Annotated in this window: 13 protein-coding genes, 1 riboswitch and 1 other annotated feature; of the genes, 1 reads left to right on the plus strand and 12 read right to left on the minus strand. The window is 37.3% G+C overall.

Going from position 1 to position 13,325, the window contains the following annotated elements; genetic code table 11:
- Positions 1-262: 262 nt before the first annotated feature.
- From typA to IGL37_RS09810, 5 genes are all read right to left on the minus strand, one after another.
- Positions 263-2,098, minus strand: a complete 1,836-nt coding sequence (gene typA / locus IGL37_RS09790) for a translational GTPase TypA (RefSeq protein WP_002356682.1) — start codon at positions 2,096-2,098, stop codon at positions 263-265.
- A 220-nt stretch (positions 2,099-2,318) separates the two neighbouring features.
- The gene (locus tag IGL37_RS09795; protein WP_002356680.1) at positions 2,319-3,101 is read right to left on the minus strand and encodes an inositol monophosphatase family protein; all 783 of its coding nucleotides are present in this window, start codon (positions 3,099-3,101) and stop codon (positions 2,319-2,321) included.
- Positions 3,102-3,380: a UPF0223 family protein gene (locus IGL37_RS09800; protein ID WP_002356679.1), complete on the minus strand. Its 279-nt coding sequence runs from the start codon at positions 3,378-3,380 to the stop codon at positions 3,102-3,104.
- Positions 3,381-3,429: 49 nt separating this feature from the next.
- Complete coding sequence (locus IGL37_RS09805) at positions 3,430-4,653, minus strand: voltage-gated chloride channel family protein (protein WP_372477021.1); 1,224 nt, start codon at positions 4,651-4,653, stop codon at positions 3,430-3,432.
- Positions 4,654-4,771: 118 nt separating this feature from the next.
- A riboswitch (Fluoride riboswitch) is annotated at positions 4,772-4,841 on the minus strand.
- A 64-nt stretch (positions 4,842-4,905) separates the two neighbouring features.
- Complete coding sequence (locus IGL37_RS09810) at positions 4,906-5,229, minus strand: hypothetical protein (RefSeq protein ID WP_002401897.1); 324 nt, start codon at positions 5,227-5,229, stop codon at positions 4,906-4,908.
- 93 nt (positions 5,230-5,322) lie between these two features.
- On the opposite strand from IGL37_RS09810, the gene IGL37_RS09815 reads away from it, so the two are divergent.
- Entirely contained in the window at positions 5,323-5,655 is a 333-nt protein-coding gene (locus IGL37_RS09815; protein ID WP_002362215.1) for a helix-turn-helix domain-containing protein, read from the plus strand.
- 80 nt (positions 5,656-5,735) lie between these two features.
- Here IGL37_RS09815 and IGL37_RS09820 read toward each other — a convergent pair whose 3' ends face one another.
- The 7 genes from IGL37_RS09820 to IGL37_RS09850 form a co-directional block, all read right to left on the minus strand.
- On the minus strand, positions 5,736-6,236 hold the full coding sequence (locus IGL37_RS09820) for an HD domain-containing protein (protein WP_002356666.1): 501 nt from the start codon (positions 6,234-6,236) through the stop codon (positions 5,736-5,738).
- A gap of 155 nt (positions 6,237-6,391) precedes the next feature.
- Complete coding sequence (gene argS / locus IGL37_RS09825) at positions 6,392-8,083, minus strand: arginine--tRNA ligase (RefSeq protein WP_002372206.1); 1,692 nt, start codon at positions 8,081-8,083, stop codon at positions 6,392-6,394.
- A gap of 71 nt (positions 8,084-8,154) precedes the next feature.
- Positions 8,155-8,358: a binding site (T-box leader), on the minus strand.
- A gap of 42 nt (positions 8,359-8,400) precedes the next feature.
- The gene (tsaD, locus tag IGL37_RS09830) at positions 8,401-9,447 is read right to left on the minus strand and encodes a tRNA (adenosine(37)-N6)-threonylcarbamoyltransferase complex transferase subunit TsaD (RefSeq protein WP_002372207.1); all 1,047 of its coding nucleotides are present in this window, start codon (positions 9,445-9,447) and stop codon (positions 8,401-8,403) included.
- Complete coding sequence (rimI, locus tag IGL37_RS09835) at positions 9,444-9,908, minus strand: ribosomal protein S18-alanine N-acetyltransferase (protein WP_002356662.1); 465 nt, start codon at positions 9,906-9,908, stop codon at positions 9,444-9,446. Before rimI (IGL37_RS09835) ends, tsaD begins: the two co-directional genes overlap by 4 nt.
- 7 nt (positions 9,909-9,915) lie before the next feature.
- The gene (gene rimI, locus IGL37_RS09840) at positions 9,916-10,470 is read right to left on the minus strand and encodes a ribosomal protein S18-alanine N-acetyltransferase (protein ID WP_002387121.1); all 555 of its coding nucleotides are present in this window, start codon (positions 10,468-10,470) and stop codon (positions 9,916-9,918) included.
- Positions 10,442-11,161 carry a tRNA (adenosine(37)-N6)-threonylcarbamoyltransferase complex dimerization subunit type 1 TsaB gene (tsaB, locus tag IGL37_RS09845; RefSeq protein ID WP_033917862.1) on the minus strand — a complete coding sequence of 240 codons (720 nt, stop codon included), beginning with the start codon at positions 11,159-11,161 and terminating at the stop codon, positions 10,442-10,444. The genes rimI (IGL37_RS09840) and tsaB overlap by 29 nt, the downstream gene beginning before the upstream one ends.
- Before the next feature lie 115 nt (positions 11,162-11,276).
- Positions 11,277-13,319 (minus strand): penicillin-binding transpeptidase domain-containing protein, encoded by a 2,043-nt coding sequence (locus IGL37_RS09850; RefSeq protein WP_002356658.1) that lies wholly within the window; start codon positions 13,317-13,319, stop codon positions 11,277-11,279.
- Between the last annotated feature and the right edge of the window lie 6 nt (positions 13,320-13,325).

Consider the following 13,325-nt stretch of genomic DNA (forward strand, 5'->3'; position numbering starts at 1 on the left):
AACAAGGTGTGTTAAAACAAGACACAATCGTGAAACACCAGTTAACGTGAAACATCAAAAAGAATGAAAAATTGTGAAAGCTTGCTATCAAAAGCTTTCAAAAATAGCGGCATTTGCTTGTTGTGGATAACGAGTAGTTATCCACACATAAAAAAATAACCTTATCTTAAAATACGCATTAATTCGTTTTTGCCATCAAAAAAACCAACTATTTTCGTAGTAAAACGAGCATAGTTGGTTTAAATGTTTATTTGTCGAAAAATTATTCAGCTTTTTTCTTTTTCTTGCTTGCTTTTTCGCGTTCGTTTTTGTTAAGAATTTGTTTTCTTAAACGGATGCTTTCTGGTGTTACTTCACAGTATTCATCTTCATTCAAGAATTCTAATGATTCTTCTAACGTTAATTTTTTCGGTTTTTTAATGACTGATGTTTGGTCTTTCGTTGCCGAACGAACGTTAGTCATTTGTTTAGCTTTTGTGATGTTCACAGTTAAATCGTTGTCGCGATTGTTTTCCCCAACAATCATTCCTTCGTAAACTTCTGTCGTTGGTTCAACGAAAACTGTACCACGTTCTTCAATACTCATAATTGAGTAAGTCGTTGCTTTACCAGTATCGATTGAAACTAGTGCACCTTGATGACGGCCACCAATCGTTCCTTGAATCATTGGTAAGTATTGATCGAAGGTGTGGTTCATAATACCATACCCACGAGTCATTGATAAGAATTCTGTTGAATAACCAATTAAGCCACGAGCTGGTGCTAAGAAGATTAAACGCATTTGTCCGTTACCGGCATTAATCATATCTTGCATTTCACCTTTACGTAAACTTAGGGATTCAATCACGCTACCCATGTATTCTTCAGGTGTGTCAATTTGAACACGTTCAAATGGTTCACATTTAACCCCATCAATTTCACGTTCAATAACTTCTGGACGAGAAACTTGTAATTCATAGCCTTCACGACGCATATTTTCAATTAAAATTGATAAATGCAATTCGCCACGGCCTGATACAGTCCAAGAATCTGGGCCAATTGGATCAACACGTAAAGATACGTCTGTTTGTAATTCAGCCATTAAACGTTCTTCGATTTTACGAGCGGTGATGTATTTTCCTTCACGTCCCGCAAATGGAGAATTGTTAACTAAGAAAGTCATTTGTAAGGTTGGCTCATCAATGTGTAGAATTGGTAATGCTTCTTGATTGTGAACATCTACAACTGTTTCCCCAACGAAAATGTCTTCCATTCCAGAAACGGCAATTAAATCGCCCGCTTTTGCTTCATCAATTTCCACACGTTGTAGGCCAAAGAAACCTAAAATTTTCGTTACACGGAAATTTTTCACGCTGCCATCTAATTTCATCAACGCAACTTGGTCGCCGACTTTCATTGTGCCACGGAACACACGGCCAATCCCAATACGTCCAACGTAATCGTTGTAGTCTAGTAATGAGACTTGGAATTGAAGTGGTTCGTCTGAATTATCAACTGGAGCTGGCACATGTTCAATAATTTTATCAAAAATTGGGGCCATTGTTGGCTCTTGATCTGCTGGATCATCTGATTCACTTGAAGTTCCGTTTAAAGCAGAAGCATAAACAACTGGGAAATCTAATTGATCGTCGTCTGCGCCTAATTCGATGAATAACTCTAAAACTTCATCTACTACGTGTTCAGGACGAGCAGAAGGTTTGTCAATTTTGTTAACAACCACGATTGGTGTTACTTTTTGTTCTAATGCTTTTTTCAATACGAAACGTGTTTGAGGCATTGTTCCTTCATACGCATCGACAACTAAAACAACACCATCTACCATTTTCATGATACGTTCTACTTCACCACCGAAGTCCGCGTGTCCTGGTGTATCTAGAATGTTGATACGTGTACCGTTATAATCTACGGCTGTATTTTTTGCTAAGATAGTAATTCCACGTTCACTTTCAAGTGCATTGGAATCCATTGCACGTTCTTGTAATTGTGTGTGTCCATCTAAAGTGTCAGATTGTTTTAAAAGTTCATCTACTAAGGTTGTTTTACCATGGTCAACGTGGGCGATAATTGCCACGTTACGAATATCATCTCTGTATTTCAATTTAATTGCTCCTTATCTATATACGCTTATGTTACTTAAGTCCATAAAAGCCGACTGCTTATTATAGCAAACTTTTTTCATTAAAAAAAGGCTTTCGCCTGCAAAAATAATGAAAGTTTTAGAAATTATTCGGCTTTTTCTGAAAACAAGGACATTTTTTTACAAATTTTTCTCTTTTAAAAAAGGAAGAGCCTTACCTTTCAGCAACGCTCTTCTTTGATTATTCCGATTCATTTAAATATCGGGTAAATACTTCATCATAGGTTTCAGGAGTTGCTGCAATAAAGTATTCACGACCCGCAAAAGTTAATGGTTTTCCTGTAATACCAGAGTATTTAAACCCAAATTCTTCCAAAAGTACTAAGCCTGCTGCATAATCCCAAGGACTTAGATTAGATAAATAGCCATGATGGTTGCCTTTTAACATAGCAATAATTTCCAAACCTGCACAACCGCTAATACGCACGCCCATGCTTGCTTGTCCGATTTCCGTTGCGTGATGAATATTTTTTCCATGCATGTAAGCATTCATGCCCCATAATCCATCTGCCAAGGCTTTCATAGTAGGCGCTTTTAATAATTGATTATTCCGATAAACGCCAAGCCCTTTGCCGCCCCAATAAAGTTCTTCTCGCATCACATCATAGATAAAACCTAATTTACCAATGCCGTCTTCATAAACAGCTAACATAATACAAAAATTTTCTCTTTCCATCACGAAATTCATTGTGCCATCAATCGGATCGATGATCCACACGCGACCAGCAAAACTTTTTAAAGTATTGTAGCCTTTTTCTTCCCCTAAAATTTGATCTTCGGGAAAATTTGTTTGAATTTTATTCATTAAAAATTCTTGGGTTTGTTCATCCATATTTGTCACTAAATCGGTGCGGCCATTTTTCTGTTGAACGGTTAACTCTGATTCCAAGTTCATTCGAATCACATCGGCTGCTTCAAAAAGCCAACTTTGAATTGTTTGAATAAATTTTTGCGTTTCAGTCATCTAATCATCCCCCAGCTTTAATTTACCGCTTCCCTGTTTTTTAGCTTGTTGAAGCGTACGATATAACGAATATCCTGAAGCATTTTCAAATTCACGACCTAAGCGTTTTTCTTCGCCGATACTTTTAACGACCGTTTTAAATTGTTGATAAGTTGTTAAAAATTTGTCAACAGGCAAGCCTGTTTCGTTGGCTTGCTCAACTGCTGTCCACATATTAGTGACAATCACCATTTCCTCTGTCGTCCAATCTAAATCTAATGGATATTGATAGTCTTTCATGTCTTCACCTCATCTTCTCTAGTTTAGCATATTTTCATAAAAAAACATCTTATTTACGTCGATTTTTTAATGCATTAAAGAGAGGATATTCTGCTGTTCCTTTGCGATACAAACTTTGTTGCGAAGCATAAATACCGCTATTTCCTGAACACATAAAACTGATTAAGCAGACCATGAAAAAATAGACTGCCGCTTCACTACCAAATAGTTCAATGCCCATAATGAAACAAGCAATCGGCGTATTCGTGGCGCCAGAAAAAACACCAATAAATCCTAAACCTGCTAAAAAAGGAATTGACAGATGTAACAAAGGGGCCAAAGAACTCCCTAACGTAGCCCCAATTTCAAACAATGGCGTTACTTCCCCTCCTTGGAATCCGGCACCCAAGGATAACACCGTAAAGAATAATTTCCCAATAAAATCAAAAGGCTGCGCATTACCTGCAAATGCATCTTCTAATAAAGGTAAACTCAAGCCTAAATAACGTTGGTTGTTTAAGACGACCACAAACAGAACGACAATGGAAGCGCCAAGAAACGCACGAAGGTAGACATTAGCAAACCAATTTGCATAGGTCTTTTTTAAAAAGACAATGGAACGACTAAAAACCCAACCTGCCAAACCAAAACAAATCGATGCCAAAAATAATTTTACAAATAGTTCAACCGACCAAGTCGGAATTTTGCCCATCGGATAATGCGTATGTGTTACACCAAAACTTTCAGTCACAAAATTAGCAAATAAGCCTGCAAAAAAACTTGGGAAAAGTGCCTCTGCACGAACTTTTCCAATCGCCAAAACTTCTAATCCGAAAACCGTTCCCGCTAATGGTGTGCCAAAAACAGAACTAAAACCTGCACTAATTCCGCTAATAATAATTACTTGTCGTTCCAAAGCGGACAGTTTAAAGACTTTTCCTACAGCATTTGCGATTGCGCCCCCCATTTGCACCGCCGTCCCTTCACGACCAACAGAACCACCAAATAAGTGCGTAGTAATCGTGCCAAACAATGTTAAAGGAATTAAGCGCAAGGGAATATCTTCTTCCCCGCCATTGCCTTGTTCAATCACTAAGTTATTTCCTCGGCTAGCATTTTTCCCAAAACGCGTATAGAAATACGTAAAAACGACACCGCTAATGGGGAGGATAAAGAGTAACCAAGGATTTACTAAACGAACATCTGTTACATAGGTGAGACTCTTTAAGAAAAAGGCGGATAACGCCCCCATAAATAAACCAATAATTGCGGTAATGAGCAACCATTTTGCCATATAACCGCCGATTGATAGTAGTTGCTTTGTTTCTTTTTTCACTTTACATGCTCCTTTACAATTTTCTTATCGCCAATCCTAGCGTACAGAAAAAGCCTACCAAAGGGTACACTTCTCCCGTTTGGTAGGCGTCATTAATTTATTCGTCCAATAAATAGTTCGTGGTGAACACCATCACCATGTTGCTATTAAACTATTAAAAATAATACCACGCAACTCTGGAAAGTGCAATAGAAGAATAACTCATTACCTTTAACAACCTCCACGTGTCTTTTTAGACACTAGTTCATTAAAAAAAATAACCATGATTTCTTCGCTTTCCAGATCTAACAACTTAGAAATCAATTTAATATCTGAAGCTTTAAATACAACCTCTCCTTTTAATTTCTTATAAATTGTTGAAGCTGAGATTGGTTGACCTGCAGCGGTCATTTCACTTGCTAACCATTCAACATTTTTCCCTTTTAATTTCAATTTTGAATGAATTAAATTTGATTCCATTTTACTCCCCCTTTTCACCCCTTTTAGTGTCTTATTAGACACTGGAAGTATATCATTTTGTGAAAAAACCGTCAATATATGCCTATTCAATAGTTATTTATCACTCTATGTATAGAGTAAAACATGTTTCTTTTGCGACACTTTTTGTGCTAGAATGTTTTTACGGAGGTGGTTTTTTTGAAAGAAAATTTTTTGAAGCAAAAAAGGATGGAGAAAAATCTTACATTAGAACAAGTTGGAAATTTTGTTGGTGTTGGAAAAAGTACCGTCAGGAAATGGGAAACTGGAATGATTGAAAATATGGGGAGGGATAAAATTGTCGCCTTATCTAAAGTTTTAGATGTATCACCTCTTGAAATCTTAGGTATTCCTGAAACGGAAGAAACGCCATTTGTTGTCCCAACCAATATTATGAACATTTACAAACAGTTAACAACTGAAAATCAAGAAGCAGTCTTTCGATACGCTCAAAAGAAATTAACAGAACAAAATTACTTTTAATATTTATTTTAAATAGATGAATGCTAGACTTTTTAGTCAACGTCAAACAAAAAAAGCTTATCCGTAAGGATAAGCTTTTTTTAGATTGACTGTTGACCAAAATACTGACGCCATTTGGTTTTCATGGCTGTCGTCATCGGCAACGCCGCTTCTTTCACAGCACAATATTTGTCAACAAAGGTTACAATGTAACTTTCTTTGTATTTTGGTGGTGCAATAGTTGCGCCCCACATATGTTTAATAATAATGTCTCGTTCTAAATCAGACAACTCTGTAATTTTTTCAGCATTTTTGGCTGCAATTCGTGGATGAACATAGGCATGAGAGCCTTCGTCAAACTTTGTTGTGCGCCAATCATAGTAAAACAAATCATGTAATAAACCAGCACGAGCTGTTGCACGAGCATTGCCGTTCCAACGCTTTGCTAATTTATAGCTATGATAGGAAACACTAATTGAATGTTCTAAACGAGTTGAATGCATATGTTGTGTGTATTCTGCTAATTTTTGGACTTCTTCGGTTGCTAATAAATCTTCTACATAAGAAAGATATTCTTCGTCTTCACGCCATTTTTCTGTCATATAATTGGGTGCCACCTTTTCTAATCCTTTTATAACTTGACTCGAGTATAGCACCCCAGCTATTTAATTACTATGAATTTCTCAATCTGTAACTTAACTTTAATATTTGCTTAATAAGTTTAGCGTTCAACGCAGTAAAATTTTCACAAAAACTTCTACATTTCTTCTGGTGCATGTAACCCTAGTAAACGTAAATCTTCTTTTAGAACAGTAGCTACTGCATAAACTAACGCTAAGCGTGCCTCTTTTTGAGCATCTTCATCCAAAATCCGAACATGGGCATAATATTTATTGAACGCTTGTGCTAAATGAATGCTATGTTTCGCAATAACAGATGGTTCATATTTTTCAGCAGCTTGCATCACAGTTTCAGGGAATTTTTGTAACAACTTCACGACTTCCCAGCTATCCTTGTCATTTAGTGCATAACGTTGTGTAGCGTCTGGTGTAAAGTTTGCTTTACGTAAAATACTCATCGCACGAGCATGTGTATATTGAACATATGGCCCAGTTTCGCCTTCAAAACGAACAACTTCATCTAATACAAAATCGAAATTATTTAGACGATCATTTTTAAGGTCATGGAAAATAACTGCACCTACACCTACTTGTTTCGCCACTTCTTCACGATTTGCTAAGTCTGGGTTTTTCTCGTTAATTTGATTTCCTGCTAAAGTAACAGCTTCATTCAATACTTCTTCTAATAAAACGATTTTCCCTTTACGTGTGGATAATTTTTTACCGCCTTGAGTAATTAAACCAAACGGAATGTGTTCCATATCATCTGACCATTCAAATCCTAGTTCTTTCAAGACTGCTTTTAATTGTTTGAAGTGATTGCTTTGTTCGTTGCCGACTACATAAAGTGATTTGGCAAAATCATACGTCCGTTTACGGTAAAGCGCAGCAGCTAAATCCCGTGTGATATATAACGTCGCACCATCTGATTTACGAATAAGTGCTGGATTTAAATTATATTCTGTCAAATCAACAATTTCTGCACCTTGATTTTCTGTTAATAAATGTTTTTCTTCTAATAAAGTAACAATTTCATCCATTTTATCATTATAAAAGGCTTCGCCATTGTATGAATCAAATTCAACTTCTAACATGGAATAGATTTTATCAAATTCTTTTAGAGACTCGCTACGGAACCATTTCCATAATTCATTAGCTTCTTGGTCTCCTTCTTCTAATTTTTTAAACCAAGCACGTGCTTCGTCTTCTAATTCTGGTTTTTCTTCTGCTTCTTCATGAAATTGCACATATAAGCGCAATAATTCATTAATTGGTTGTTGGCGGACTGCTTCTTCAGAACCCCATTTTTTATAAGCTACAATTAACTTACCAAACTGTGTACCCCAGTCACCTAAGTGGTTAATCCGAATTGGCTGATACCCAATTTTTTCTAAAATAAAGGCAATTGAATTCCCGATTACCGTAGAACGTAAGTGCCCCATAGAAATTGGTTTAGCAATGTTTGGTGAAGACATATCAATAGGAACATTGCCATTATTGCCAAAGGTACTGTTTCCGTAGTTATTTTTTTCTTTGACTACTTCGCCAATGACAGCTTGACTGACTGCTTCTTTATTCATGAAGAAGTTTAAATAAGGTCCCACCACTTCAATTTTTTCAAAATTTGTGCCATCAATTTTTTCTGCTAATTCTGCTGCAATTTGTTGTGGTGCTTTACGATAAATTTTAGCTAATGAAAAGGCTGGAAAAGCCACATCTCCATGATCGACAGATTTAGGATTTTCCAATAATTGTTCGATTTGATCCATCGTTAATTCTTCATTTAAAACATCATGTAACGCTTTTGCTACGATTTCTTTGTTGTTCATAAGAACCCTCCTGATTAATTTGTAAGTATAAAAAACAAAAACGTCTCTGACAAAACAAAATGATTTGTTTTGTCAGAGACGAGAATTTACCCGCGGTACCACTCTAATTGTCTATACTACTTGGATAGACCTGCTTCATCGATAACGGTGATTGCCGTCTGCTTTCAGCAGAATTCTAAAAGTGCGCTTCCTCATTCCGATCACTCTTGGCTCCCACCTTCCCAAGATCGCTAAGCTGACGTTGAAATAAGTACTCTCTTTATCATCGAATGTCATTGTTAAACTGGCTTCATTATAGCAAATTTTTGTCTAGCTGGCTAGCCTTCTTCACTAATTGTCATAAAACTAACGCCAGGTTCTGCATTTAAGTTATACGAAGCGAAGTGATTCTTTTCAGCTTCGATAAAAGCAGCAGCGCCAATCATCGCCGCGTTATCCCCACAAAGTTTTAATGGCGGAATAAGTAATGTTACTGCTGGTAATTGTTCACTGATTGCATGTCTCATTGCTTCTCGTAATCCTTGATTCGCAGCAACTCCCCCAGCAATTAGCAATTGCTTAACAGGATATTCTTGACAAGCACGAATGGTTTTAGTCACCAATACTTCCACCACACTCGCCTGAAAACTTGCGGCTAAATCCTTTGTAGACAGTACTTCACCACGTTGCTCTGCATTATGAACCGTGTTAATAAACGCACTTTTCAAACCACTAAAGCTAAAGTCATAGTTATCCTCTTTTAGCATCGCCCGTGGAAATTGGTAGGTATCTGTGCCTTCATGGGCCAAAGCATCAATCTCTTTGCCACTAGGATAAGGCAACCCTAACACACGTCCGACTTTATCATACGCTTCACCAGCTGCATCATCACGTGTTTCACCAACAATTTTGAAAGAGCCATCTTCTTTCATGTAGACCAATTCCGTATGTCCTCCACTAACGAGTAAGGCCATCAATGGAAATTCGAGCGGTGCCACAAAACGGGCAGCATAAATGTGCCCAGCCATATGATTGACTGGAATAAGTGGTAATTGGTGCGCCCAAGCAAATGCTTTTGCTGCAGAAAGTCCTATTAATAAAGCACCGACTAACCCAGGCCCATAGGTCACAGCAACGCCACTGAGTTCTTCTGGTGTGACTTTTGCTTCTGTTAATGCTTCTTCAATACAGATTGTCACTTGTTCGACATGATGACGACTCGCAACTTCCGGAACGACTCCACCAAAACGTTGATGGCTCTTAATTTGCGAAGCTACGATATTGGAAAGAATTTTGTCGCCATCTTCAATGACAGCCACACTTGTTTCATCACAGCTACTTTCCACAGCTAATAATAATTTACGTTCTTTTGTAAAAATTGTCATTGGGCTTCCTTCCTTAATTTCGCACACATTACAAAGGCATTTTCTTGCGGTTCTTTATAATAATTTTTTCGAACAGCTACTTTCCGAAAACCTGTTTTCTCATAAAGTTTTTGAGCTAATGTATTCGATTCTCTGACCTCTAAGAAAATTTGTGTAATGTTACGACTTTTAACATATTCTTTAAAAGCTTTCATTAATTGACAACCAATTCCTTGGTGTTGTTTCTGACCATTCACAACAACGTGACTAATTTCTGCTTCATCTAAAATAAAATGATAGGCAATATAACCTAACCACTGGCCATTTTCAACTAAAAAAAGATATTCGCTATTTTCCTGAGCAAAATCTTCCGCAAATTGTGTTTCTGTCCAAGGGGAGCCAGTTGTATAAGAAGAATTACTAAAACGCCATAATTCTTCACCAATATTTGCTACAGATATTTCTTTTTTTGTTACTAACATTTTTTCTTCACTCTTCTTTTAAATCAATTATCATTTCTAGTGCGTCTTCATTATTTTCGTCATAATAGCCTTTTTTCACCGTTTGTGAGACAAAGCCAATTTTTCGATACAAACGTTGGGCTTTAACATTACTCATTCGTACTTCTAGCGATAAGGTTTCACAACGATTTTTCTTGGCAAAAATTCGCGTTTCTTCTATTAAAGAACGACCTAAACCTAAGCCTTGGTATGCTGTATGGACAGCGACATTCGTAATGTGTGCATCCGTTCCTTGAATCCGACAGCCAATAAAGCCAACTGTTTTCCCGTTAATTGCCGCTAACAAATAGAGATGCGGCGCTTTTGAGCCAAGTTCTGCCATGAAAGCAGACATCGTCCAAGGAAGTTCCCCAGCATAAACTTCACGTTCAATTGCTAGTAAATCCTTAATATCTTGGTAGGTGATTTCACGCAATTGAAATTCTTGCTGGTTCATTGCAATGGTTTTAGTTATATACCGTTGCCGTCTTTTTGTAAAGTATTTTGTCACAAAATTAAAGTTTTTCCACATAGCTTTCTCCATTAGGCGTGTGTGTCTTCAACCAATTTTCTTCCGCTTCTACTTTTTTCAAATACGCAGGTAAGAACCCATGAACATTTTCAACAGGTTCAGCCACACTACCTAACGCAGCCAAAACTGTAGCATTAGGAATTTGCCATTGCGGGACATCACAAATTTCTCCATGAGGAATGATTTGAGCTATTTCTTCAGTGAATTTTTCAACATCTTCACCAACAAAAAAAAGATTTGGTTCATTTTTTAGTTGTTCTAATAACTCCCGCAGGGAAATATGTTGGTCCGGTAACTCATTTTGCCACACGCCATTGACAAACCGATAAGCACCAGCATAGACGTTTTTACGACGCGCATCAAAAAGAGGCACAATTAAACCGGTTTGTCCAACACAATTGGCAGCTAACGTTTGTAGACTGGAAATGCCTACTAGCTCTTTCTTTAAAGTATAGGCCAATGTTTTGGCAGTCGTCACGCCTAAACGTAAGCCAGTGTATGATCCAGGTCCTTCTGCTACGACAAAACGATCAATTGCCGTTGGCGCCAAGTTCAATTGACTCATCAAATAGTCAATTGCCGGCATTAATGTTAAGCTATGATTTCTTTTAACCGTTGCTGTATAACTTCCCAGAATTTTTTGATTTTCACACACAGCAATACTCAATGTTTGGTTAGATGTATCTATTGCTAAAATTCGCACACGAATCCCTTTCCTTCTACAATTTAGTCGCTTCATTGTAGCACACTTTCCTTTTTCTAAAAAGGGAAAACGAGGTTTCTTTTTACAGAAACCTCGTTTCGTTCATTTTCTCTTTTTATTTAATGGTTGCTTCTAAGTAATCAATTAATGGTTTACTGATATCTGTTGCAGAACCATTTTCTCCTGAATTTTCAACCATAATCATTGTTAAGAATTTATTGTTACTACGATCTAACGTTAGAAGGAAACTGTTTTCTTTGCCATCTGTATCTTGTTTATCTTTTATTTCAGCTGTTCCTGTTTTAGCAGCCAATGAGAAGTTCGGATTGTACATATTATAAACATAACCTGAAGGATCTTCCACACTACCTAAAAGATCTGTGGCAATTGTATTCGCTGCGTTGGCGCTGATTACATTGTCTTTTTTCTTCGTTTCTTTGTCTAAAACTAGTTTTGGATAGACTAATGTTCCATTATTTTGGAAAACACTATACATGGTAGCTTGCTGGATTGGCGAAATTAACAATTGACCTTGACCGTAGCCCGTATCTGCTAAAAGAATTTCAGAATTAAATTTATCTTCATTTGAAATTTGAGCAGGCGTCATGGCAATTGGTAAATCTAGTTCCTCACCGAAAATGAATTTATTAAGACCCGCTCTAAATTTGTCTTCTCCCATCCGTAATGTTTGTTGGGCAAAATAAATATTATCTGAATTAACTAAAGCGGTACGCAGATTGACTGGACTTGCTTCTTTTACACGTGTCGCAAAATAGCCGCCCCAAGATTTATCTTTTTGCCATTTCAAACCATTAATTTCTAGCTCTTCATCTGGCTTCAATGTCCCTGCATCTAAACCAATGGCACCGGTAATTGTTTTAAAGGTAGAGCCTGGTGCATAGCCTGTCGCAAAACGTGCTGTGAATGGTAAATCTTTGTTGTTATTGTAAGCATCATATTCTTTTTGAGAAATACCATTGGCCATTTTATTAGGATCATACGAAGGTGAACTAACCGTTGCTAATAAATCGCCTTTTTGAGGATCGGTAATGACCGCACTACCAGGACGTTTGTCAAATATAGCGAAGGCTTGTTGTTGTACGCCACTGTCAATCGTTAATTTAATCGTTTGACCATCTTTTTTCTCTTTGGTTTGTAAAGCTTTTTTGACATTCTCTTTGTCATCTAAAATAACTAGTGAGCCACCATCTTGCCCTCTTAATTCTTTATCAAACGCTCGTTCTAAACCAGTTTTACCAATTACGCCCGTACTACTTAACTCTGGATTTTTTTCAATATCTTCTGCAGTAATGGTGCCCGTATACCCGATTAATTGCGCAGCTGCTTCCCCCAGCGGATAATAACGTGACTCTGTATCTTTTGTCGCAGCCCCTGTTGGTAATTCTGTCACTGGTTCAGAAGCGACTGTGATTGGTACAAAGGAGTCTGCTTGGACCCATCCTTGGCTTAACTTTTGATTGATTTCATCAACAGAAACGCCGAATTTATCACTAAAAGCTTTGATATTGGCTGTTTTTTCTGCGCCAGAACCGAGTTTGCCAGGCACTACGCCCACTTCATCAAACACTTTGTTAATTGCTAGCCCACTACCATTACGATCGACAATTTCTCCACGTTTGGCATTATCTACTTGAATCGAAATTTTATCATTTCCTGACATATCTGGAAAAATTAAAGACGGCTTCCAAGCGATTTGGTAGGTATCGCCTTTTTTGGCGATACTTGATTGATAAGACAAATCTTTCATTTCGCCTAAAGGGGTACTCATCGATAATTTATAGGTAAATGTGTATTGATTGTCTTTCGCCTTTTTTACTTGAACATCACTAGCTTTGACTCCTTCTGCTTGAATCCCTGAATAAATTGCTTGGTATTTTTCAACAACAGATTTAGTATCATAGCCATTTTTCTTTAAGCTAGCTTCTTGAACAACGGACGGTAACTTATCAAATTCCTGTTTTGACAATACGTTTAAAAATGTAGTAGCTGTTTTCTTCGCTTCGGCTAATTCTTGTTTGGCTTGCCATTGACTATAAGCATAATACCCGCCACCGGCAGCAGCGATTAGAACCAAGGCAGAAACACCAAGAATAAGTGGTTTTTTTGAAGATTTTTTATTACGATTGCTTCGTTCCATTCAATA

Origin of the sequence: Enterococcus sp. AZ119 (assembly GCF_050546175.1) — a bacterium.
Lineage (GTDB): Bacteria > Bacillota > Bacilli > Lactobacillales > Enterococcaceae > Enterococcus > Enterococcus faecalis.

Coding starts and splice junctions, on each gene's coding strand:
- IGL37_RS09800 (WP_002356679.1), bottom strand. CDS start 3,380: ATGAAAGACTATCAATATCCATTAGATTTAGATTGGACGACAGAGGAA.
- IGL37_RS09820 (WP_002356666.1), bottom strand. CDS start 6,236: ATGACAGAAAAATGGCGTGAAGACGAAGAATATCTTTCTTATGTAGAA.
- rimI (WP_002387121.1), bottom strand. CDS start 10,470: ATGGAGAAAGCTATGTGGAAAAACTTTAATTTTGTGACAAAATACTTT.
- tsaD (WP_002372207.1), bottom strand. CDS start 9,447: ATGACAATTTTTACAAAAGAACGTAAATTATTATTAGCTGTGGAAAGT.
- IGL37_RS09795 (WP_002356680.1), bottom strand. CDS start 3,101: ATGACTGAAACGCAAAAATTTATTCAAACAATTCAAAGTTGGCTTTTT.
- argS (WP_002372206.1), bottom strand. CDS start 8,083: ATGAACAACAAAGAAATCGTAGCAAAAGCGTTACATGATGTTTTAAAT.
- IGL37_RS09805 (WP_372477021.1), bottom strand. CDS start 4,653: ATGGCAAAATGGTTGCTCATTACCGCAATTATTGGTTTATTTATGGGG.
- IGL37_RS09850 (WP_002356658.1), bottom strand. CDS start 13,319: ATGGAACGAAGCAATCGTAATAAAAAATCTTCAAAAAAACCACTTATT.
- rimI (WP_002356662.1), bottom strand. CDS start 9,908: ATGTTAGTAACAAAAAAAGAAATATCTGTAGCAAATATTGGTGAAGAA.